The 20,477-nt window shown below is 42.0% G+C and carries 19 protein-coding genes; 2 read left to right on the top strand and 17 right to left on the bottom strand.

Annotated features, from left to right (window positions below; translation table 11 throughout):
- Positions 1-66: 66 nt before the first annotated feature.
- The 11 genes from NST38_RS16505 to NST38_RS16455 all read right to left on the bottom strand — a co-directional run bounded on the left by NST38_RS16505 (position 67) and on the right by NST38_RS16455 (position 10,594).
- The gene (locus NST38_RS16505) at positions 67-396 is read right to left on the bottom strand and encodes a metal-sensitive transcriptional regulator (RefSeq protein ID WP_076250548.1); all 330 of its coding nucleotides are present in this window, start codon (positions 394-396) and stop codon (positions 67-69) included.
- 239 nt (positions 397-635) lie between these two features.
- A complete protein-coding gene (locus NST38_RS16500; protein WP_074095290.1) occupies positions 636-875 on the bottom strand; it encodes a glutaredoxin family protein in 240 nt (79 codons plus the stop codon).
- Between the two features lie 33 nt (positions 876-908).
- On the bottom strand, positions 909-1,112 hold the full coding sequence (locus NST38_RS16495; RefSeq protein ID WP_074095289.1) for a heavy-metal-associated domain-containing protein: 204 nt from the start codon (positions 1,110-1,112) through the stop codon (positions 909-911).
- 5 nt (positions 1,113-1,117) lie between these two features.
- Positions 1,118-1,747 carry a nitrite reductase gene (locus tag NST38_RS16490; RefSeq protein WP_076250550.1) on the bottom strand — a complete coding sequence of 210 codons (630 nt, stop codon included), beginning with the start codon at positions 1,745-1,747 and terminating at the stop codon, positions 1,118-1,120.
- A gap of 16 nt (positions 1,748-1,763) precedes the next feature.
- Positions 1,764-2,618 (bottom strand): hypothetical protein, encoded by an 855-nt coding sequence (locus NST38_RS16485; RefSeq protein ID WP_256719997.1) that lies wholly within the window; start codon positions 2,616-2,618, stop codon positions 1,764-1,766.
- Positions 2,619-2,670: 52 nt separating this feature from the next.
- On the bottom strand, positions 2,671-5,109 hold the full coding sequence (locus NST38_RS16480) for a heavy metal translocating P-type ATPase (protein WP_256719998.1): 2,439 nt from the start codon (positions 5,107-5,109) through the stop codon (positions 2,671-2,673).
- Positions 5,110-5,138: 29 nt separating this feature from the next.
- Entirely contained in the window at positions 5,139-5,339 is a 201-nt protein-coding gene (locus tag NST38_RS16475) for a cation transporter (protein WP_047843207.1), read from the bottom strand.
- 352 nt (positions 5,340-5,691) lie between these two features.
- Positions 5,692-6,579 carry an RCC1 domain-containing protein gene (locus tag NST38_RS16470; RefSeq protein WP_076250554.1) on the bottom strand — a complete coding sequence of 296 codons (888 nt, stop codon included), beginning with the start codon at positions 6,577-6,579 and terminating at the stop codon, positions 5,692-5,694.
- Positions 6,580-6,770: 191 nt separating this feature from the next.
- Positions 6,771-8,702: a fructose-1,6-bisphosphatase gene (locus NST38_RS16465; RefSeq protein WP_076250556.1), complete on the bottom strand. Its 1,932-nt coding sequence runs from the start codon at positions 8,700-8,702 to the stop codon at positions 6,771-6,773.
- A 197-nt stretch (positions 8,703-8,899) separates the two neighbouring features.
- Positions 8,900-9,619 (bottom strand): class I SAM-dependent methyltransferase, encoded by a 720-nt coding sequence (locus NST38_RS16460; protein WP_101313859.1) that lies wholly within the window; start codon positions 9,617-9,619, stop codon positions 8,900-8,902.
- Positions 9,620-9,685: 66 nt separating this feature from the next.
- Positions 9,686-10,594, bottom strand: a complete 909-nt coding sequence (locus tag NST38_RS16455; RefSeq protein WP_076327456.1) for a LysR family transcriptional regulator — start codon at positions 10,592-10,594, stop codon at positions 9,686-9,688.
- A 145-nt stretch (positions 10,595-10,739) separates the two neighbouring features.
- Here NST38_RS16455 and NST38_RS16450 point away from each other — a divergent pair, with 145 nt between their 5' ends.
- On the top strand, positions 10,740-11,759 hold the full coding sequence (locus tag NST38_RS16450; protein WP_101313858.1) for an alpha/beta fold hydrolase: 1,020 nt from the start codon (positions 10,740-10,742) through the stop codon (positions 11,757-11,759).
- 292 nt (positions 11,760-12,051) lie between these two features.
- On the opposite strand, the gene NST38_RS16445 is transcribed toward NST38_RS16450, so the two are convergent.
- From NST38_RS16445 to NST38_RS16420, 6 genes are all read right to left on the bottom strand, one after another.
- Entirely contained in the window at positions 12,052-13,092 is a 1,041-nt protein-coding gene (locus NST38_RS16445) for an NADH:flavin oxidoreductase (RefSeq protein WP_174806470.1), read from the bottom strand.
- Positions 13,093-13,301: 209 nt separating this feature from the next.
- Positions 13,302-13,877, bottom strand: a complete 576-nt coding sequence (locus NST38_RS16440) for a TetR/AcrR family transcriptional regulator (protein WP_036673614.1) — start codon at positions 13,875-13,877, stop codon at positions 13,302-13,304.
- A gap of 96 nt (positions 13,878-13,973) precedes the next feature.
- A complete protein-coding gene (locus NST38_RS16435; RefSeq protein WP_257467840.1) occupies positions 13,974-14,579 on the bottom strand; it encodes a GNAT family N-acetyltransferase in 606 nt (201 codons plus the stop codon).
- Between the two features lie 307 nt (positions 14,580-14,886).
- A complete protein-coding gene (locus NST38_RS16430; RefSeq protein WP_076327461.1) occupies positions 14,887-15,132 on the bottom strand; it encodes a hypothetical protein in 246 nt (81 codons plus the stop codon).
- 636 nt (positions 15,133-15,768) lie between these two features.
- The gene (locus NST38_RS16425; RefSeq protein ID WP_257467846.1) at positions 15,769-16,932 is read right to left on the bottom strand and encodes an MFS transporter; all 1,164 of its coding nucleotides are present in this window, start codon (positions 16,930-16,932) and stop codon (positions 15,769-15,771) included.
- A gap of 456 nt (positions 16,933-17,388) precedes the next feature.
- A complete protein-coding gene (locus NST38_RS16420; protein WP_339187014.1) occupies positions 17,389-19,251 on the bottom strand; it encodes a beta-glucoside-specific PTS transporter subunit IIABC in 1,863 nt (620 codons plus the stop codon).
- Positions 19,252-19,666: 415 nt separating this feature from the next.
- Between NST38_RS16420 and NST38_RS16415 the strand changes: the two genes are divergently transcribed.
- Positions 19,667-20,419 (top strand): MurR/RpiR family transcriptional regulator, encoded by a 753-nt coding sequence (locus NST38_RS16415; RefSeq protein WP_339187015.1) that lies wholly within the window; start codon positions 19,667-19,669, stop codon positions 20,417-20,419.
- Positions 20,420-20,477 lie beyond the last annotated feature (58 nt).

The following is a 20,477-nucleotide window of genomic DNA, read 5'->3' as shown; positions in this document are numbered from 1 at the left end:
GGTCATTTGAAGTACTGATGGGGCATTTGCCTGAATAAAACAAGAGGATATCTCCCCTATCCTAGCTTACTTAATTAACTTATTTACAGTGATCATCAGTTCATCCAAAACGTTGTGATCGCCTTCTGAAATGCGTTCAATGACACAGCTCTTCATATGATGTTCCAAAAGCTGCTTTCCTACCCCATTCAACGCGGATTGAATGGAGGCAATTTGGTGCAACACGTCATCACAATACGTATCCTTCTCAATCATTCCTTTTACTCCACGCACTTGCCCTTCAATCCGATTCAACCGGCTAATTAATTTTCGCTTTGTACTCTCCGAATGATGGCTTTTCCGCTCGTTTGAAGATGTATGGTCACATGAGGCGTCCTCAAGTATCGTATCATCCATGTAGATCAACTCCTTTATTACACATTACCATCCCCCCCTACCCTATGTAAAGGGAGCAAGAAGTATCATGGTACGTGCTAAGAGAACGGCTTGTCATCAACCAAGATTGAATCGGTTGGGCAACCATCTACTGCATTTTGTAAGCATATTATACCCTCCACTCCTACAAAGATATATCAGTCAAAGGTATATTTTTATTAAGAATAACCCCGGACGGAAGTTGACCGGGGTCCTAACAGTTATTTAACTAACTCGCTGATTTCAGTTAGATTTTCGGCAAAGCCTACAAACACCTTATCTCCAATGACAATGGTTGGAACAACCTGTTTTCCAGTCAACTTCCAGACTTCCTCAGCGTACTTGGCATCTTCTTCACAATTGTAATCCGTATAGGGAAGCTCATGCTCTTTAAAGTAACGTTTAGCATAATTGCAATCGCTGCAGGTTGGGATTGAATAAATCTGAATGGATTCCGTCATGCCCAATTACTCTCCCTTGTATTTCAATATATATTACGCTCCGATGTTATATCCTTTTTTACGGATCGCTTCTTCAATTTCAGCGATTTGAACTTTAGATTCGTCAAATCGAAGTTCTACTGTTCCTTGTTCAAAATTAACGTGGCCTTCAGCGCCAAGAGCGCTAATTGCACCTTCAATTTTAGATACACAAGAACGGCAAGACATACCTTGAATTTTTACAGTTGCTTCTTTCACTGTTTTCACCCCCTTTCAAGCGTCTTAGACTTCAAGTTTTCCAGTGTCATTCGATTAACGAATTTGCTGAACTTTTCTTTGCCTTTTGCATGCATCTTATAATAATCAACAATTGCGGTAACGAAAGGAATAAGCTGATCCTCCGTTAATCCGGAATGTAGCAGCTTGGCGAAGGAGGGCTTAAGCCCCTTCGACTCGCCACCAACATAAACATTGAACTTATCGCGCATCTTTACGATCCCAATATCCTTAATCAACGGTTCACTTGTGCCTAAGGCGCATCCAGCATATCCAATCTTGAGTGGTGTAGGCGTATCGATACCGGAAATGGCCTGATTTAAATTTTTGGCTGTTTCCAAGCCTGTTTCTTCTGCACCTCTACAAAAGTTGCAAGCGATCAGACTTTTGGTTACAAATCCTGCAGGGTTTATTTCAAGACCGTGATCCTCAAGTTCATTTGTGATATGATCTCGTTGTTCAATCGATACTTCTGCGTAGAGTTGCTTAAAAGGTGTCATTTCCACTTTTGAATCGGGACCAATAATTTCGCCAATTTTAACTAGTTGCTCTGGAGTGAATAAGCTTCCACCAAGTTGGATTGCTGGACTAATCGCTATTTTAATTTGATCTCCCATGCTCATACCTCTCTACTCACTTTACATCTACGACAAAAGGTACTGTAAAGACTTCCCCATCATGCTGGAATTGGCCCCAGATTTTATAGATTCCGCTATGCGGGAAGGAGGTCATAAACTCCGCTTTTGGACCTGTTGCCTTTTCCTCTGTTGGATGAACATGCAGATATTGCTCTGCATCCTCAGAAAGGATAACAACATGACCTACAGCACCGAGGTATTGTTCCAGATTATTGATCCCTTCGTTCGTTGACGCATCCATGATATTAAAGGTCAGATTTACGTCGTTGTTGGCCTTTTTGGTACTCAATGAAAGTTCGATTTTTTTACCATCCACTTCTTTTACAAGGTTGGAATCCGCTTGAACAGGCTTTTGGGCTTTTTCTTGTCCCCCAACGTTCACCCATTCACTGAGTGCAGTACTCGCTCCACCTTTTGGAACAAAGTCGGCAAGGATTTTGTATTCGCCACCGACTGGAAATGAAGTTTCAATCGCAAACTTTCCATTGCCTTTATAATCAGGATGAATGTGATTAAAGTAAGAAAGATCTTTACTCACCACGATAAGGTGCATTCGTTTTTCGTGAACCATTTTAAATTCATTAACCGGATTACCATCGGCGTCCGTGATTTGGATTGTCAGATGCGAATTTTCATTGGCCTTCACATCTGATGCAAAGGAGAACGAGGCTTTAAGGGCACTTGCTGTTGAATCAGCATGAGGCCTTGCATGATCATGACTCGCACCTTCAGTTTCAGAATTCATCTCAGTATGATTCATACCACCATGTCCATCTGTATGTGCACTTTCTTTAGGGGTTCCGCAAGCAGACAACACACCGAAAGCTAAAACACCGGTTAACATTAGCATGATTTTTTTACTCCTCCTCATCATTTTGTTCGCTCCTATTCTAGTACTTTGACTAGTGACGTACTTTTACGCGTTGCAATCGCAGGGCGTTCAGAACGACGGATACCGAACTCAAGGCCATCGCTGCGCCTGCAACCCATGGTGCTAACAGACCGATAGCTGCAATAGGGATGCCTAAAGTGTTGTAACCAAGTGCCCAGAACAAGTTTTGCTTAATGTTGCGCATGGTCTTACGACTCATGTAGATAGCATCAGGAATACTGGATAGATCGCCGCGCATGAGTGTTACATCAGCTGCTTCCATCGCTACATCTGTCCCCGTACCAATCGCCATACCAATATCTGCAGTTGCCAAAGCCGGTGCATCATTGATACCATCGCCAACCATGGCCACTTTTTTACCTTGAGACTGAAGTTTTTTAACTTCTTCCGCTTTTCCTTCAGGCAAGACCTCTGCACGAACGTGGTCAATACCTACTTGAGCAGCGATGGCTTTTGCCGTCCGTTCATTGTCACCTGTAATCATAATGACCTGAATGCCCATTTCTTTCAGACGGCTCACTGCAGCTTTCGACGTTTCTTTAATTGTGTCTGCCACAGCGACCATACCTGCATATTGACCATCAATGGCAACCAGCATCGCAGTTTTCCCTGCTTCTTCCAAACGTGACATCGAATGATAAGCTGCTTTTGCATCGATATTATACTTTTCCATCAGTCGACGTGTACCCACGAGCAGTTGTTTACCTTCAACCATTGCTTGGATTCCGAAACCCGGAAATGCTTCAAAGGATTGAGTTCCTGGTAGTTCGATATTTCGTTCCTGGATGCCCACAACGATGGCTTCTGCAAGTGGATGCTCAGAATTTTTCTCTGCAGCTCCAACAAGTTTCAGGAATTCATTTTCATTGCCAAGAGCGACGACGTCAGTCAATTCAGGTTTACCTTTTGTAACAGTACCGGTTTTATCCAGAAGGATCGCATCAATTTTATGTGTCTGTTCCAGATGTTCCCCGCCTTTGAACAACACCCCTAGTTCAGCCGAACGACCAGACCCCGCCATAATGGATGTTGGGGTTGCAAGTCCAAGTGCACAAGGACATGCGATAACAAGAATCGCAATTGCTTTTTCTAACGAACCTGCAAAATCGCCTGGTGTAACCCAGAAGTACCAAACCACGAAAGCAACTATTGCAATCCCTACAACGATCGGGACGAATATGCCCGAGATCACATCGGCTACCCGCTGAATTGGTGCTTTTGATCCCTGAGCTTCTTCAACAACCTTAATAATTTGTGCAAGAGCGGTTTCTTTACCTACTTTGGTTGCTTTGATCCGAAGAATACCGTTTTTATTAATCGTAGCTCCAATCACAGCATCTCCGACTTTTTTCTCTACTGGAAGGCTTTCACCCGTAAGCATGGATTCATCTACAGATGAAATTCCTTCCAGCACCTCTCCGTCTACAGGTACTTTATCTCCTGGACGAATAAGCACAACATCTCCTACAATGACTTCATCCACTGGAATGGTAAGTTCTTTGCCATCCCGAACCACTAATGCCGTCTTCGCCTGCAGACTCATCAGTGATTTAATAGCCTCTGATGTTCGGCCTTTCGCAAGTGATTCAAACAATTTACCCATAAGAACCAGTGTAATAAGGACCGCACTCGTTTCATAATAGAGGGATGGACCATGATGCATCCCGTCAGCCATACTTGACCATTGAATGGTTAAATACAAACTATAGAAGTAGGCTGCAGAGGTACCAAGTGATACCAAAACATCCATGTTGGCACTCCCGTTTCGGAGAGCCTTATACGCACCCACATAGAACTGTCTACCAATATAAAATTGTACTGGTGTAGCCAGAATTAGTTGGAACCACGGATTCATAAACAAATCCGGTACATAGATCCATGAAGTGAACGAGAAGTGACCTACCATAGTCCACAACAGCGGCAAGGAAAGAATCGCCGAAATCAGTAATTTCCGTTTTTGATTACTCAGTTCTTTCGCACGATGGTCACTTGCACCGTTACTGGTACCGTCTTGTTTGACGATCGCTGTATAACCGAGTTTTCTTACCTTGTCTTTCATGTCTTCGATGGAAACTTCACCAGGAGAAAATTCAACTCGAGCCGTTTCCATGGCGAAGTTTACTGAAGCGTTAGTCACGCCGGGCAATTTGTTCAGGCCCTTTTCAATTTTGTTCGCACATGCTGCACAGGTCATGCCTTCAAGATTGAATTGCGCAACCTCTGATACGGAACCATATCCAAGTTTTTTGATTTTTTCCTCAAGTTCTTTCATTTCCACTTTCGTGGGATCATACGTTACACTCGCCTTTTCCAAAGCAAAGTTAACATTTGCTGATGTGACCCCGTCCATCTTACCGAGGCCTTTTTCGATTTTGTTTGCACAAGCTGCACAGGTCATACCTGTAATTTGTATACTCGACTGTTTTGTCTGAGCCGCTGCTGTTGCCACAATAACTCACTCCCCTCATCGTCCATTACTTACGCTACTTCGTAGCCTTGCTCTTCAATAACTTCTTTAATTTGCTCCAAGGAGACTTGATTTTCATCATACGTCGCTTCAACCGAATCATCACTGAGGTTCACCTTGCCACTCACTCCAATTTCTTTCAGAGCACCTTCGATGGAGTTTACACAATGTTGGCAGCTCATACCTTGTACATTCAAAACAATGTTTTTCATCTTATTTCGTCCCTTCTTGTGGGTGATTTTTTGGTTTAGTTTGACCTAAACGATGGGCTAAACTCTCGAGGCCAGTTTTTCAGGTCTCATCAAGCTCTTGTACAATACAATACCCCCCTACCCTATATTAGTCAACATATTTTTATACCCCCATACCCTATATGGACTATCTTTCTCGTTAGATCAATGAATTATGGAGAGAAGAACCGATTATTTATACGCTGATTGGTAATCGGATCATGTTCTTGTCCTTGATTTGGGAATAAAACTTGGACCGATAAAACAAAAAAGCCGCTAAAATAGCGACTTCAATGGGACCATGATCTTGTCCCACGATATAAAATTCCTTTATTTATGGTTGAATGTTACTCCATCCGCTTACATCACATTGTCCATAATCATTATCACCCACAGCAACCATCGTATCATCCGATTTCAGTCCAATCGTATGGGCACACCCCGCCGAAACAGCTCTAATTCCGTGCCAGCCACGTACATCACATTGGTTATGTTTATTCGAACCCACAGCAACCATTGTACCGTCGGACTTAAGACCAACAGTATGATAACTCCCCGCTGCAACTGCTACAATATCGCGCCATTCGCTTACATCGCATTCGCCATTATTATTTCTACCCACAGCCAATACCGTGCCATCCGATTTGAGCCCAACCGTATGAAGATACCCCGCCGAAACAGCCAATATGTCGCCCCAGTCGTTTACGCTACATTGGTTATACTTATTGTTACCAACTGCTGTTACCGTTCCGTCTATTTTTAAACCGACTGTATGCCAGTCACCCGTCGTGACCGATACAATATCGCGCCAGTTGCTCACGTTGCATTCCCCTTCATTATTTCGCCCCACCGCAACCACGGTGCCATCTGATTTAACCCCAACCGTACGGCACCAACCTGCCGAAACGGTTACAATATCGCGCCAATCGCTTACATCGCATTGGTCATGCTTATTCCAACCTATAGCTGTTACCGTACCATCAGATTTAAGACCAACTGTATGTGCATTACCGGTGTTCGTAGCCATATGAACATTACCAGCCGCAACTGCGACGATATCGCACCAATCGCTTACCTTACATTGACCATATTTATTATCACCCACAGCTGTTACTGTTCCGTCAGATTTAAGAGCAACGGTATGACGACGACCCGCCGCTATGGTACAGTTACGGAACCGTTTCGTCTCAAAAACCGCTTCATTCCGTGAATTGTAGTCCATATCTTTCTCCCTCCACCAATTGAAAATCCGTCGTTAGTTCAACTGTTAAGTCATAAAGTTTGTTGTTAAATCGCATGTTACAAAAGAAAGGCTCGCACAGGCAGGGTATTATTACTTCCCTGCCCAATACGAGCGTCTATGTCATATTGCACTCAAACGGTTGATCCGAATGTGTACTTTTAGCAATCGTTTCATTTCATGTAGCGATATTCTAGTAGATCCTTCAAATTTGAGATTTTCCGCAGCAGTTTCTCCCCGACATTGGTTTCCCTCACCAGCTTCCGCTCCAGTTCTTTGTCCACCAATCTTTTTAGAGATAACACGTCCGTTCCGTTACATAACACATCTTCTTTTGAATTAAATTTCTTATGGGCGACGAGCTGCATGCCAAAGGAATTGTACAACAAGGTATATCCGGCAATGCCCGTTGTGGATTGATAGGCTTTGGAAAAACCGCCGTCAATCACGATCATTTTTCCGTTTGCTTTAACAGGGCTCTCTCCACTAATTTCTTTGACTGGCGTGTGCCCGTTAATGACATGTCCATGATCTGGATTCAAATCAAACTCCTGCAAGATTATTCGACAGATATCTTCATTTTCACGTAAATGGTAGTACGGATTCTTTCTCTCTTTATGTGCTTCTTTATCTTGGATAAAATACCGTTCAAAAGTGGTCATTTCTCTCTTTCCAAAGAGCGAGGAACATTCTCCTGTCCAGATGTACCATACCATATCCGTCGCCAGATCTTCTGTCTCTTCCGGATGCGCAAAGGCGTAACGTAAATAATCTTCAAAAACATCAAGCAATTGACGGCCCGCATATGTCTTGTCTTCAATCTGCATTTCTTCCATATTTCCTTCTTCATCCAAAGGAATACAGCCGTGGATTAACAAATTCCCGTTGTATTTTAAATAAAGGCTGCCCTTTTTCATGAGAAAATTCATATGTCTGGCCATCTTTTCGGAATGCTGAACGGAAAACAACAACTTTTCCATCACCTGGCGTTCTTCCTCAAGCAATTGTTCGGGCTTCTGCGGATTTACGGTTGCAAAACAGGTGTTTTCTAGGTGGTACGTTTTACCGCAGATGTTGATTTCATTGTTGTCGTAATCAATCTGCTCCAGCAAAAGTCTTTCAGACATATTAAAGTATGGGCGTCTCTTGATAATCGGGCTTTCAAGTTTAAACTGAATCATGGCAATGGCTTGGTGAATTTTGGTGATCTGCAGAATTTCCTGCTCCGATACATTATGTCCAGCCTGTAACTTAGGTCTGAAGGACGGATTGTCTTCGTAATATTTCTCCGCCAGGTTTAGCAGTGGGCGCAGATTGATTCCGTATACATCTTCAATGATGTCCAGATTATCGTATCTGGCGCAGATCCGAATAATATTCGCAAGGCAGACCAGAGAACCTGCGTAGGCTCCGATCCAGAGGACATCATGGTTCCCCCACTGTATGTCTACAGAATGGTAGTTGATCAGCGTATCCATAATTTTATCGGGGTACGGCCCCCGGTCATAGATATCTCCAACTACATGAAGATGGTCAACCACCAGGCGCTGTGTCGTATAAGCAAGGCCGATAATGAGATTGTCCGCCTGGCCCAAGGATATAATTTGCCGATATATTTCCTCGTAATAAGGATCCTTATTGTTGGTCGAATCCGTCTTGTATAGAAGCTCTTCTACAATATATACATATTGCTCCGGCAGAGCTTTACGCAATTTTGAGCGTGTATACTTGGAAGAGGCATAAGAAATAAGCTTAAGCATGTGTTCAATTGTTAGTCTATACCACTGGTTCAAAGCCTGTTTATTGCTCAGTTCCCCTATAACCAGCTGTATTTTTTCTTCCGGGTAATAAACCAACGCCGCAAAATCATTGATTTCTTGATCCGTCCAAACCTCCCGGAATAATTCTTTGATTTTCTCTTTGACGGTACCCGAACCGTTTCGTAGTACATGCTGAAAAGCCTGAAACTCCCCATGCAAATCACTGACAAAATGCTCGGTTCCCTTCGGGAGATTGGAGATCGCTTCAAGGTTGATGATCTCTGTTATGATTTTTTCTTCCGTATCATACTTCTCGGCCAATAAATCTAGAAACTGCTCATCCAAAACAGATGTCCCCCTTCAAGGAAGTATGGTGTTGTATAGCCGGGTCCAAAAGCTTTAGACCGATATCAAATTACACTCTATACTTGGCATTGATTATATGATAATTATCAGCAATGCCTTCCCCCATCATACTCCAGTTCATCATATATGAACAAATTTCATTGAATGGATTTGAATGAAGCATGTTTGTAGTTATTTTAGTATTTTACACAATGAAAAATAAACGATCTATTCTCAGAATTTGCTTGTTTGAATTCCCAATCACCATATGTTTTAATTTTTGAAAAACCGATTTGTTTCAGCGACTCATCGAATTCTTCTTGATTTCGAAACCTCAGCTGCATTTTTTCATGCACTAACACTTTGTCTGTTTTAGTATTTTTTACAATTTCATAGAAAGTGTAAGTATCTCCCTCAAACCCTTCATATTCTGTATAAATTTCTAAAGGATCTCCGCTTAGTCTATCTTTAGCTAAGTCAGGAGTTTTGTCCTTCTCCCATTCTTCCCATCCTTTTACCAAAGGGTTTCTTGTATCAAAAATAAAGTGACCCCCGATTTTTAGGGATCGGAATACGTCTGAGATTACTCGCTTCCAACTATCATCTGTAAGAAATACCTGTGCAACATTCGCTGTCATAATTACCGCATCATAGGTATTGGTTTGTAAATCCGCACTATCACCTATAATCCATTCCACACTTTCAGAATTATCTTTACTTCTCGCTATTTCAATCGCTTCTTCATTGGGATCTATAGCGGTAATTTTATAACCGCACGGAACAAGATGAGTAGTCCATCTTCCTGTTCCACAGCCCAGGTCAGCTATAGATTCTACTTGTAATCTCTTTAACAATGCAAGGAAAAATTCATCGTCTTTTCCCCAATGGTTAATCTGGTCATATACTAATGGAATCATAAATAATGTCTCCTCACTTTCAACAGCGTTTTACTGTGCTTAACAGTTTGATGTCTCATACATAAGCTATACGGTCTTATTTTCATTCTGTGAACCAAACACTACCCTGGTTGCTTCTATAAAAGATAACATCATTGGTGAAAGCCACTTGTCTTTATGCCACAACATCTGTGTATATACCTGCAAGTCCGGAATTTGCCAGGGGAGGACAACAAGTTCTCCACGTTCAACTTCAGATTCCGCGACGATCTCAGGAAGAAAGGCAATACCGATTCCTGAAATTGCACATTGTTTAATGGCTTCAGCACTTTGAAACTCTAAATATGTAATGCTATCAATGCCCTCTTTCTCAAATGACCGATCAAACATCGTTCGATAGGGGCAACCCTTCTCATTTGTCAGGAACACTTCATCATGAAAATCTTCCAATTGCAGCACAGTTCGTTTGGCGAGTGGGTGATCTGGAGCAGCTAACAATCGGAAATGTTCTTCCAGCAAAGGTTCCACGGAAAGTCCACTCGAGCGAATGGGTTCATCCAACATATAAACAATATCCGTGGTCCCCTCAAAGAGCGTTTGCTTGAGCTCTTGATTCGGAACTGAGCGGAAAATTAAGCGAACTCCCGGATGCTGCGAACGAAACCGTTGGAAGACAGGTGGAAGCCGATAAGAGCAAATAACCTCATTCGCACTTATCGTTAAGGTTCCACTTAGTTTTTCATTATCATGGACAGCACTACGAGCCTCGTCCATTTTTTCGAGAACGCCTTGGGCGTGTGTTAAAAAGCGTTTACCCGCAGTTGTGAGCGCGAGTTGCTTGCCCAACCGATCAAAGAGGCGAACACCTAGCTCATCTTCCAATGCTTTAATTTGCATCGTGACGTTGGAAGGAACGTAGCTCAGCACTTCTGCTGCCCGCGTGAAATTCAATGTTTTTGCAACCGTACAAAACGTATTCAGTTGACGCAATTCCATCCAATGATCCCTCCTTCATCTTTCAATTTTATTGAATACTATCTTGAATTCTATTCACTTTTATTGAGAGTATCACAGCTCTATACTGAGTACAAGAGATCACAGTGAACCTGTGGTGTTTCATTTTGAAGGGAGCAATTATACGATGGATTATGAAATTTTTAATTTGGGTGATGTACTCTTACAATCAGGAGTGACGTTACCAAACGCTTATCTCGCTTATCAAACTTACGGAAAATTAAATGAACAGAAAGACAATGTTATTGTCTATCCAACGGCTTTTGGAGATCAGCATATTCAGAATGAATGGCTCATTGGCAGCGGGATGGCACTGGATCCAGAGAAATATTTTATTATCGTTCCCAATTTGCTGGGCAATGGGCTCTCTTCCTCTCCCAGTAACACGCCTCCTCCATTCGATCGGGCTAACTTTCCACAGGTAACCATCTATGACAACGTTCGATTCCAGCACCAACTGCTGACCGAAAAATTCGGTATTGAAAAGATTGCTCTCGTCGTCGGGTGGTCGATGGGCGGCATTCAGGCATTTCAATGGGGGGCAAGTTACCCGGAGATGGTTGAACGAATTGCACCTTTCGGAGGCATCGCCAAACCTTGGCCTCACACATTTGTGGTCCTGAAAGGCGTGAAAGCTTCACTGCTATCCGCAGTCGGCTTCGACTCAAGTAAATTAAACCAACTAAGTTCTACAGACATGCGTGCCGTTGGTCGGGTGTATGCGGGATGGGGACTATCACATGCATTTTATAGAGAAGAGCTATACCGTGAGATGGGATTTGACACATTGGAGGATTTTGTAGCTGGTGTTTGGGAATATAGCTTTATGAATATGGATCCGCATAATGTTCTGGCCATGTTATGGACAGGACAACATGCAGATATCAGTGCAACCCCCTCCTATAACGGAGACTTTGATAAAGCACTTCAGAGCATAAAAGCTTATGCCTGTATCATGCCGGGAAGCACGGATCTCTTCTGCACAGCGGCCGATAATGAATACGAAGCTAAGCGTATACCTAATGCTGTCTTGAAACCAATCCAATCGATCTGGGGCCATTTTGCCGGTCGTGGAATCAACAGTGCCGATAATCAATTTATTGATGACAATCTAAAACACTTGTTGTCACTTAGCGCTAATGAATAGATCGTCACTTGCATTGGGAATTCAGTGAAGAGAAGCGTTGATCTTTCGGAGGGAGAGCTCCCCCCAAGCAGTGGTGTTGTTGAGTGATGATGTAGAAATTAAGGAACCAGCAATAATGAAGTTGAGGACCTTATTCCGATGTTTCTTTTGCATCCTCTGCCAGTCTCATCTCTATGGCGTTCATCTTTAGTTCCACCGGATAACTCACTCTGGTTGCCATTACAAACACACCTCCAAGATGATCTTGAAGGTGTGTTTGATTAATACATATTCCTAAGGATTATAACTACAATTAAGTAAGTACAGTCATCGCCTCTCTTGTGAATGGAACCAGATCATCAGTACGTCCTTCTTGAATTTTCTTAACCCATTCAGGGTCGACTAGAAGAGCACGGCCTACAGCAACCAGATCAAACTCATTATTCTGAAGTCGTTGTACCAATCCTTCGATACTGGCGTTACTTGCGCCTTTACCTTCTGTGAACAGACTTGTAAAGTCACCATCAAGACCAATCGATCCAACAGTGATTGTCGGTTTACCAGTCAGTTTTTTGGTCCATCCAGCAAAATTCAGATCAGACCCTTCGAATTCCGGTTCCCAGAAACGGCGTGTGGAACAGTGGAAGATATCGACTCCAGCTTGAACTAACGGTGCGAGAAGCTGCTCCAGTAATTCCGGTGTTTCAGCCAATTTAGCCTGATAATCATCTGTCTTCCACTGAGATAAACGCAGTACAATAGGGAATTCCGATCCCACTACTTTACGGCAAGCCTCAATCACTTCAACTGCAAAACGTGTGCGAGCCATCATATCTCCACCGTAACGATCCGTACGAGAGTTGGTTTTCTCATACAGGAATTGGTCGATCAGATAGCCGTGTGCTCCATGGATTTCAACACCATCGAACCCAACGCGTTTCGCTTCTGAGGCTGCTTTTGCGAATTCCTGAACGATTGTAGCAATCTCAGCTTCCGAATAATCATTAACATGACCTTTGGCTCCCATATGCCAGATCTGTGGAATAATTCGACCACCAGCTTCATGTACTTCAGATACAACATGTGCCCAACCATTCATTGCAGCTTCACCATAAAAGTGCGGCACATTGGCTTGATTGGATGCATCCGGATGATTAATTATTGTCCCTTCTGTCACAATAAGCCCCACTGCGTTCTCTGCTCTGCGGCGGTAATAGCCCGCAACATTCGAACCCGGGATACCTTCCGGAGAAAATTGACGCGTCATCGGCGCCATCACGATCCGATTGGATAACTTCAAGTGACCTAACTCTATAGGTTGGAACAATGCTTCTACGGATTGAGAATAATTCATAATAACCTCCACATATTTCGTTTTTTTTATATAAATTGACCTAGGAGATGTTAAACAGCAATCAGCCTGGTTAACAGCTAGACGTTATTTCCAAATGAATCAATACACGATTTTTCTCGAAAAGCCCCACCTCCTTCAAGCTTTCGTGGTGTATTAATCCGCCTTCAATTATTTTTGACTTCGTAGTCAAGAATTTCACAAAAAAAAGATCAAGACATGATCATGCCAAATGAAGTACGCAGAACCGTCTCGATCTGTTCACGGGATGAACCTGATTTCTCCATAACTCTCACACCAAGAATGGTGTTATTTAGATAAGATGCAAGCTCTATACTCGTATACCGGTTGGAAATTAACTGTTGTTTCTGGCCACTACTTATGATCTTCTCTAATACCAGTTGAATCTCTTCTGCCATGAGCTCAGCTTCGCGTGTGACCTGCTCGTCATCTGTTCCGAATTCGAGTGATGCATTCACAATTAGACACCCTTGGCAGCTAGTTTCATCGTCTAAAAGGGAATATCGTAAGGTATCCAGTTTATCAACGGGAGACGAATCCAGGGCTTCAATCTCTTTCAGTTTCGCTATAACCTGTTCACGGTAAATTGCCAGCGCCTTCAGAAACAACGATCGCTTGTCTTTAAAAACACAGTACAAACTTTGCTTTTTGACTCCTGTAGTACGCGTAAGGTCCTCATAAGAAGTTGCTTTGAAGCCTTGATTCCAGAACACTTCCATAGACTGGTGTAATACACGATCGACATCAAATTCTCTTGGTCTGCTCATGGGATTAATGTATCAGTTATTGACCATGCAGTCAAGAACTGATCATTTTACATCCTAATCTCTACGGTATTTTCCTGCAGGTCCATTGAATGCGGTCTAACTCTTCCGGTAAGCAACCTTGTGAAAAGCATTGATATAACGAAACAGTGCTTCACCATCATCAGGCACATGCGTACTTGTATCCAGTGGTAGCATCATTGCCTGATACGGCTCTGGCACCATTCTATATTGATGGACATAGGAGGTTAGGATGAACCCGTTGCGTTGCCAGAACTGTATGCGTTCCTGATGAGCCTCTGTTGTCCCGAACTCCGCCTCGATAATCATACCTTTGATCCGGTGCTCCCTTAACGCCCAGGCTCTGAGCTGCTCTAGCATCCAGGTCCCTATGCCCCACCCACGCAACTTCTGTTCAACCGCGAGGTAATCGATGATCAGGATGCGGTCCGCAACCTTCCCCTCCAGTCCAGTAACAGCCATCGCAACCACTTCTCCATGATGCACGCCTGTGTGTAAATAACCAATCTTCCGGTCCAGCATACTGCGCAGAATCGCTTTTGTCTTAGCGCCGCTTTGAAAAGCCTCATGATAGATTCGCTCCATCCGCGCCCACAATGCTTCATCCCACTCCTCTATAGTCGTAAACTCTAATTCCAACATCTCATTCGCCTCCAGCTTTAATTCAGATTTATCGTGATTCAAGATATGTAAGAGATATTCCTTCCGGTTTAATGGATAATAATCGTATCTTGTACATGAAGGTACTTCACCATCGAAGGGCTGATAGCCATAAAATTCGGGCGGGTTAGACCTCTTTTTTCTGCGATTCTGAAGACTGTAGCATGCTTTTAATCTTAAAAGTTTATGTTTTTATCGTTCGCATACCTGGCGTATATTCACAAAATTCATCTATCCTGCTCGTTAACGTAATGAAGCAGCCGGTCTAACACAGGCAGCTTCATTTTCGTCGCTTATTCAATTATAGTTTCTACGTTAGCGTAATAAAGCATTAACTCTTAATATCTTCTTTAGCCTTTTGTCTATATCGAATTATGGAAAGAGGTAAATTAACTACTCCAAGAATAAAAGAAGAGCTAATAGATATCCATTGAGATATTGAAGGATAATTTGGTTTTCCGTCTCCTACAGGTCCTATTTTAGGTTGGTGGCTATCCCACAAAACATATAAGAGACCAACAGCAGGTAACAATATGCAAACTACACTTGCAACTATATGTAACACATACTTGTTCAATCCTACCCCTCCATTTATTGTATTCATGTCTTGAACTCTGTTTATATTATAACGTTATCTAAAACGGGAAATTACACTAACCTACTCCTTAGTTTAACAAAAAAATTTCTCCTTTAAGATATTTCCTAAAATAGTTTTCAATAACTGTTGGAAAATTTGCCGCTAAGGATTGTTGTTCATTTGTATTTAGAGAATGGAATGCGAAAGTCCTAATGATTGACCAAATAAAAAATGCTTCTAAATAACTCGACATAATTTTCTTCCAGTTGATTTACTTTGCTATACGATGAAATAAATACTTTCCTATTATCAGATGAAAGATGCAAATTTGAGAATTGTTAGTTGTGGTGTAACAAGGCTTGGAGGTTAGTACTCGCCTCAATCGGTACATAAAATGTATGCGGAAACCGTCGATAAGCTTGACGAGATCGTGTCTACGGCTTCATTCGCTGCGAACTTAATCCCATCACATCAAACTTTGGTGCAGTTGGACCTACTATCATTGGGTTAATGAGTTATGAATTATAAAACAAAGAAAGCAGCTGATCACTTGGGTCAGCTGCTTTCTTATTGTTATAGAAGGTTTTATACATCGTTAAGAGGCATGTAACAAACGAAGATGATACAAGTGTTTATTTATTGCAAAGATTTTTTCGTTTGTTTTCTTTTAGATAGAGAGTTATCAAGCAACGTTGTTACGATGCCAATCACAAGGGCAAGCGCACCGATCCATGGGATGTAGTTCAACAAACTGTGGTTGACAGCAATACCCCCGATACCAGCTCCGGCAGCCATTCCAACTTGTCCAATCGCGCTATGCAAACTAAGTACAATGCCTGAAGCAGCGGGAGCGAGACTTATAAGCTGGAATTGGATCGGCGTACCTGAGGACCAGGCTGCTATTGCCCAGAAAATAAGTAATATATATAGAAGAAATATGGATTGGCCTATAAACGGGAACAACAGTAATGCAGTGGCGTGGAGTACCATGCCACCAGCTAGTGTACGGAATGTGCCCCATTTATCTGTACTGAGTCCTCCTATTTTGGAACCAATAGCACTAGCGATACCAAATATAAACAGGGCTACCGTTACACCTTGATCACTCATACTAAATATATCAAGGAGATACGGTGAAATGTACGTAAATAAAATGGAATATGAGCCTAACCACACGAACGTAATCAGTAACGCTGCTGCGATACGCGGTTGCATGATGAATTTAAACTGATCACGCAAAGGAACAACTTCTTCAGCAACTACTTTGGGTATGATCAGCAGCGCTAGGAATAAGAGAATAAGTCCTATTACTCCAAGACCAATAAATATGATGTTCCAATCATAATGGGAAGCTACAACCCTACCTATGGGTACACCGATAACTAATGCCGTACTATTTCCCATAATAACTGTAGCAATTGAACTGCCTTGCTTTCCTGGATCAGCCAAAACCGCAGCAAGAGTAAGGAGCGTAACCTGAATAACACCGGCACTAAGTGCTGAAATAATTCTAGCTACGATAAGCATCTCATATCCTGTTATCGTTGCAATTAAAATGTTAATAACAGAGAATACAGTTAATGCATAAACTAAGAGTTTTTTTCGGTCTAATTTAGATGTGAAAGCAATTAAAAAAGGAGTACCTACGCCAAATGCTATAGAGAACACTGTAATTAGCTGTCCAGCAGAAGAAACTGAAATGTTGCTAGATTCAGCAATTTTGTCTAGGATCCCGGCAATAACATACTCTGATGCGCCATTAAGAAAACTAATTACAGCTAATAAATATATTTTCCACATATTTTTCAACAATTGCACCTTCTTATTTCTGTATTTCTAGAAAAATAGATTAATTAACTATTCACTAAAATAAATATTCTACATTCACTCATCTGGGACAAAACCATTTTCTATATAAGACCCTTCTATTGAATTAGTAGCTAAAGACCTTCCCACATTAAAACATCCGCTAATCGAATGGTTAGACTCATTTGTGTGTTCCACCTTTCAGTGTTAACTCCGTAAGAGATTTCTCCATATTCAGAGTATTCCTACTTATCGGTCTGTAATAAATTTTGTTTTGCAAAACTTATGTTACTTTTATTATTCAAATAAATATATACATTTTGGCATTTTAGTTTGAATTAACATGAGATCACATTTGTTACTCAAAAGTAACGCAGTGTTTTATTTTATTTAAAAACGGCAGCGTTCCAGAAATAACTTGGAATCACTGCCGCTATTAATAACACCAAATTAGGCTTTGACTGTGTACATCAATTCTTTTTCATTAATTGTGGTACGCCCAGCCGATTGGACATCGGTATATTGAACCATGTTCGTAATAATGACCGGGGTAATCATATTGTAACCCGCTTTTTCGATCTCTTCACGGTCAAATTCCATCAATAGATCACCTACGGATACTTTTGCTCCTGCCTGAATCTTGGGCGAGAAAAATTGGCCTTTCAGCTTTACCGTATCAATCCCGATGTGAATCAGCATCTCTGCGCCAAGATCACTTACGAGACCAATAGCGTGACCACTCTTAGAAACAGAGAATACTGTGCCGTTAACTGGGGAAACTGCACGTCCTTCTGAAGGTTGAATGGCAAATCCTTTACCCATCATTTCTTCTGAAAAAGCAGGATCTGGAACCAGGCTAAGTGGCTTAACTTCCCCACTCATAGGGCTGAATATTTGTTCATCCTGTAATTTAGTGTCTTCAGCTACTACAGGTATAGTTGCAGACGTTGCTGATGGTGCAGGTAACTCTTCCTGGAAGCCCAGAAAATAAGTAATTACGCTAGCTACAACGAATGCAATTAAAGCAGCAATCAGTGCAAAGAGCAGGTTGCTAATGTCTGGACCGACATATGAGGCAGCTCCCGGAAGACCTACAGTGCTAATGAAATAGGCTTTAACAGAAAAGGTTCCCAGAAACGCCCCAGCGACTGCGCCCCCAATGAGCGCTGCAATAAATGGTTTTTTGAATTTCATGTTAATTCCGTACATGGCAGGCTCCGTAATTCCCATAAGAGCGGTCAGTCCTGTAGAATATGAAAGTGATTTGGTTTGGGTGTTTTTAGACTTGAAGCCCACACCAAATGCAGCACCACCCTGGGCCATATTAGCTGCGAACATTAACGGAACGATAAAATCGTAACCAAGTGTTGCAATCGAACCAACTGCAAGCGGCAACAGTGCATAATGCATGCCTGTAATAATCAGCACAGACATTGTGCCACCAATCAAGATACTTGCCAAAATGGATGCGTTATCAAATAACCATCGGATACCCCCAGATAAACCGTTTCCAATAATGCCACCCAGTGGACCGATCGCGATCAAGGTTAGTGGTACCATGATGAGTAACGTAACAGTTGGTACAACAATCAGTTTCAGTGAAGAATGAGTGATGCGGTCAATCGCTCTCTCCACGTAAGCAGCGATCCAGATTGCAATGACGATGGGAATAACCGATGATGCATAGGATGTGGCAATAACCGTAATGCCTGCAAACGAAGTATTACCCTCTTGAAGCAACGCTGTAATGGTTGGATGCATGAGACCAGCCGCTAGTGCAGCACCTACATAAACATTGCTCCCCATTTTCTTCGCAGCACTAATGGCCAGAATAATGGGCAGGAAGTAGAATGCGCCATCGCCAACCGCAGACAAAATGATATAGGTTGAACTTGTATTTGTCATCCAACCAAGAGCCACCAGAATGGACACGATCCCTTTGATCATACCTGCGCCAGCAATTGCTGGCAGGATTGGCGTGAACATGCCCGATATGAAATCAAATAATGCGCTGATCGGATTCCTTTGTTTCTTTCCGCCTTTTGGAGCACTCTCTGCGTTAGGCTTCATGCTCATATTGTTCACTAGTGCTTTGTACACTTCGGAAACTTCACTGCCAATAATCACCTGAAACTGTCCACCGTTTTCCGTTACACCCATAACGCCAGGTGTGTTTTTTAACGTTGTTCTGTCTGCTTGATTGTTATCGTTTAGATTGAATCTGAGTCGAGTCATACAGTGCGTAACTTGATCGATATTCTCTTCCCCACCAACCAGTTTGAGAATATCTTTGGACAATTGTTGTTTATCCATGATGTAAGGCTCCTTCGACGTATATTAAGGTAGTAAAGCTAAATTTTTGAGGATGGCAAAACAAACTCATTATGTTTTCATATGACAGCTATTGTGACATTCTCAAGCAGACTAAGGAAGCTCAACAAGCTTGAAACTAGAACTAGTTAAGGGTAGGTTGGTTTATTCGTTGCCACCTTCGTTCTCTGACCATGGACGCGTTAGCCAGTTATAATGGAAGTGCGAAACATATGTTATAACGTCATGTTACTCAGAACAGAGAAGAAAATATATATTGTTTAAGTGTTTAGTTTCCTTTGACACGAAATGATTTTTGTAACAAAAATGTAACGTGTTGTTTTTTGAATACAGGTAATGTATACTGCCTAAGCAGGTTACCTATTATTTTTATTATGGTCTAAGGGAGTGCATATCCATGTTCACCAGTGAACAAATCTCATCCTATAATGAATTGGAACTATCTTTATATAACTATATTTCTCAGAACATGGAAAAAGTGGCGTACATGCGGATTAGAGAGCTGGCTGATGAAACTCATGTATCTACAGCCACCATTATGCGATTTTGCAGAAAGAATCAATGTGAGGGATTTTCGGAATTTAAAGTAAAACTTAAGATGCTCATTTCCCAAAAGGGTAAACTAACGAAGCAGGAGTTGAAAAGTCCACATCATGCAGTGTATGAGTTTTTTGAACGTTCTCAAGCTCCTGAATTGGAGGAAAAAATTCAAACGGCAGCAAAGTTAATTGCTAATGCCAGTAGCGTTATTTTTATTGGTATCGGGAGCTCCGGAATAATGGGTGAGTATGGAGCCCGATTTTTCTCAAATCTAGGGATATGCTCCGTGTACATAAAAGATCCTCATTATCCTGTTCATATCAAAATGCAAAAAGACAGCGTTACGATTGCATTATCTACGCGAGGTGAAAACCCGTATGTTCTACCTTATCTCCAACGGATCAAGCAGGAGCAAAATAAAATTGTGGCGATAACAAACAATCGCCAATCCACCATGGCTAAAATATCAGATGTGAATATCCCTTATTATGTAAAAGAAGAGTATTATGAATCCACTAACATCACCACTCAGGTTCCTGTTGCGTTCCTTTTAGAATGGCTGGGACGAGAGGTTTTCAAAGAAATGGTAAATACAGAATTAGAGCTATGAGAGAGAACTCGATCTTTTTATAAACACGCACCAGAAAGAGAGCCCTCTAGGCTCTCTT

It is taken from the genome of Paenibacillus sp. FSL H8-0104 (genome assembly GCF_038050215.1).
In the GTDB taxonomy this organism is placed as follows: Bacteria; Bacillota; Bacilli; order Paenibacillales; family Paenibacillaceae; genus Paenibacillus; species Paenibacillus amylolyticus.
The sequence above is the reverse complement of the archived record's forward strand: the minus strand, read 5'-3'. Positions and strand labels throughout refer to the sequence as shown.

What these genes read in the sequence shown, in the direction of transcription:
- NST38_RS16440 (WP_036673614.1), bottom strand. Translation starts at nt 13,877, where the DNA reads ATGAGCAGACCAAGAGAATTTGATGTCGATCGTGTATTACACCAGTCT.
- NST38_RS16500 (WP_074095290.1), bottom strand. Translation starts at nt 875, where the DNA reads ATGACGGAATCCATTCAGATTTATTCAATCCCAACCTGCAGCGATTGC.
- NST38_RS16470 (WP_076250554.1), bottom strand. Translation starts at nt 6,579, where the DNA reads ATGGACTACAATTCACGGAATGAAGCGGTTTTTGAGACGAAACGGTTC.
- NST38_RS16450 (WP_101313858.1), top strand. Translation starts at nt 10,740, where the DNA reads ATGGATTATGAAATTTTTAATTTGGGTGATGTACTCTTACAATCAGGA.
- NST38_RS16505 (WP_076250548.1), bottom strand. Translation starts at nt 396, where the DNA reads ATGGATGATACGATACTTGAGGACGCCTCATGTGACCATACATCTTCA.
- NST38_RS16485 (WP_256719997.1), bottom strand. Translation starts at nt 2,618, where the DNA reads ATGCTAATGTTAACCGGTGTTTTAGCTTTCGGTGTGTTGTCTGCTTGC.
- NST38_RS16425 (WP_257467846.1), bottom strand. Translation starts at nt 16,932, where the DNA reads ATGTGGAAAATATATTTATTAGCTGTAATTAGTTTTCTTAATGGCGCA.
- NST38_RS16445 (WP_174806470.1), bottom strand. Translation starts at nt 13,092, where the DNA reads ATGAATTATTCTCAATCCGTAGAAGCATTGTTCCAACCTATAGAGTTA.
- NST38_RS16490 (WP_076250550.1), bottom strand. Translation starts at nt 1,747, where the DNA reads ATGGGAGATCAAATTAAAATAGCGATTAGTCCAGCAATCCAACTTGGT.
- NST38_RS16415 (WP_339187015.1), top strand. Translation starts at nt 19,667, where the DNA reads ATGTTCACCAGTGAACAAATCTCATCCTATAATGAATTGGAACTATCT.
- NST38_RS16460 (WP_101313859.1), bottom strand. Translation starts at nt 9,619, where the DNA reads ATGATTCCATTAGTATATGACCAGATTAACCATTGGGGAAAAGACGAT.
- NST38_RS16475 (WP_047843207.1), bottom strand. Translation starts at nt 5,339, where the DNA reads ATGAAAAACATTGTTTTGAATGTACAAGGTATGAGCTGCCAACATTGT.
- NST38_RS16420 (WP_339187014.1), bottom strand. Translation starts at nt 19,251, where the DNA reads ATGGATAAACAACAATTGTCCAAAGATATTCTCAAACTGGTTGGTGGG.
- NST38_RS16455 (WP_076327456.1), bottom strand. Translation starts at nt 10,594, where the DNA reads ATGGAATTGCGTCAACTGAATACGTTTTGTACGGTTGCAAAAACATTG.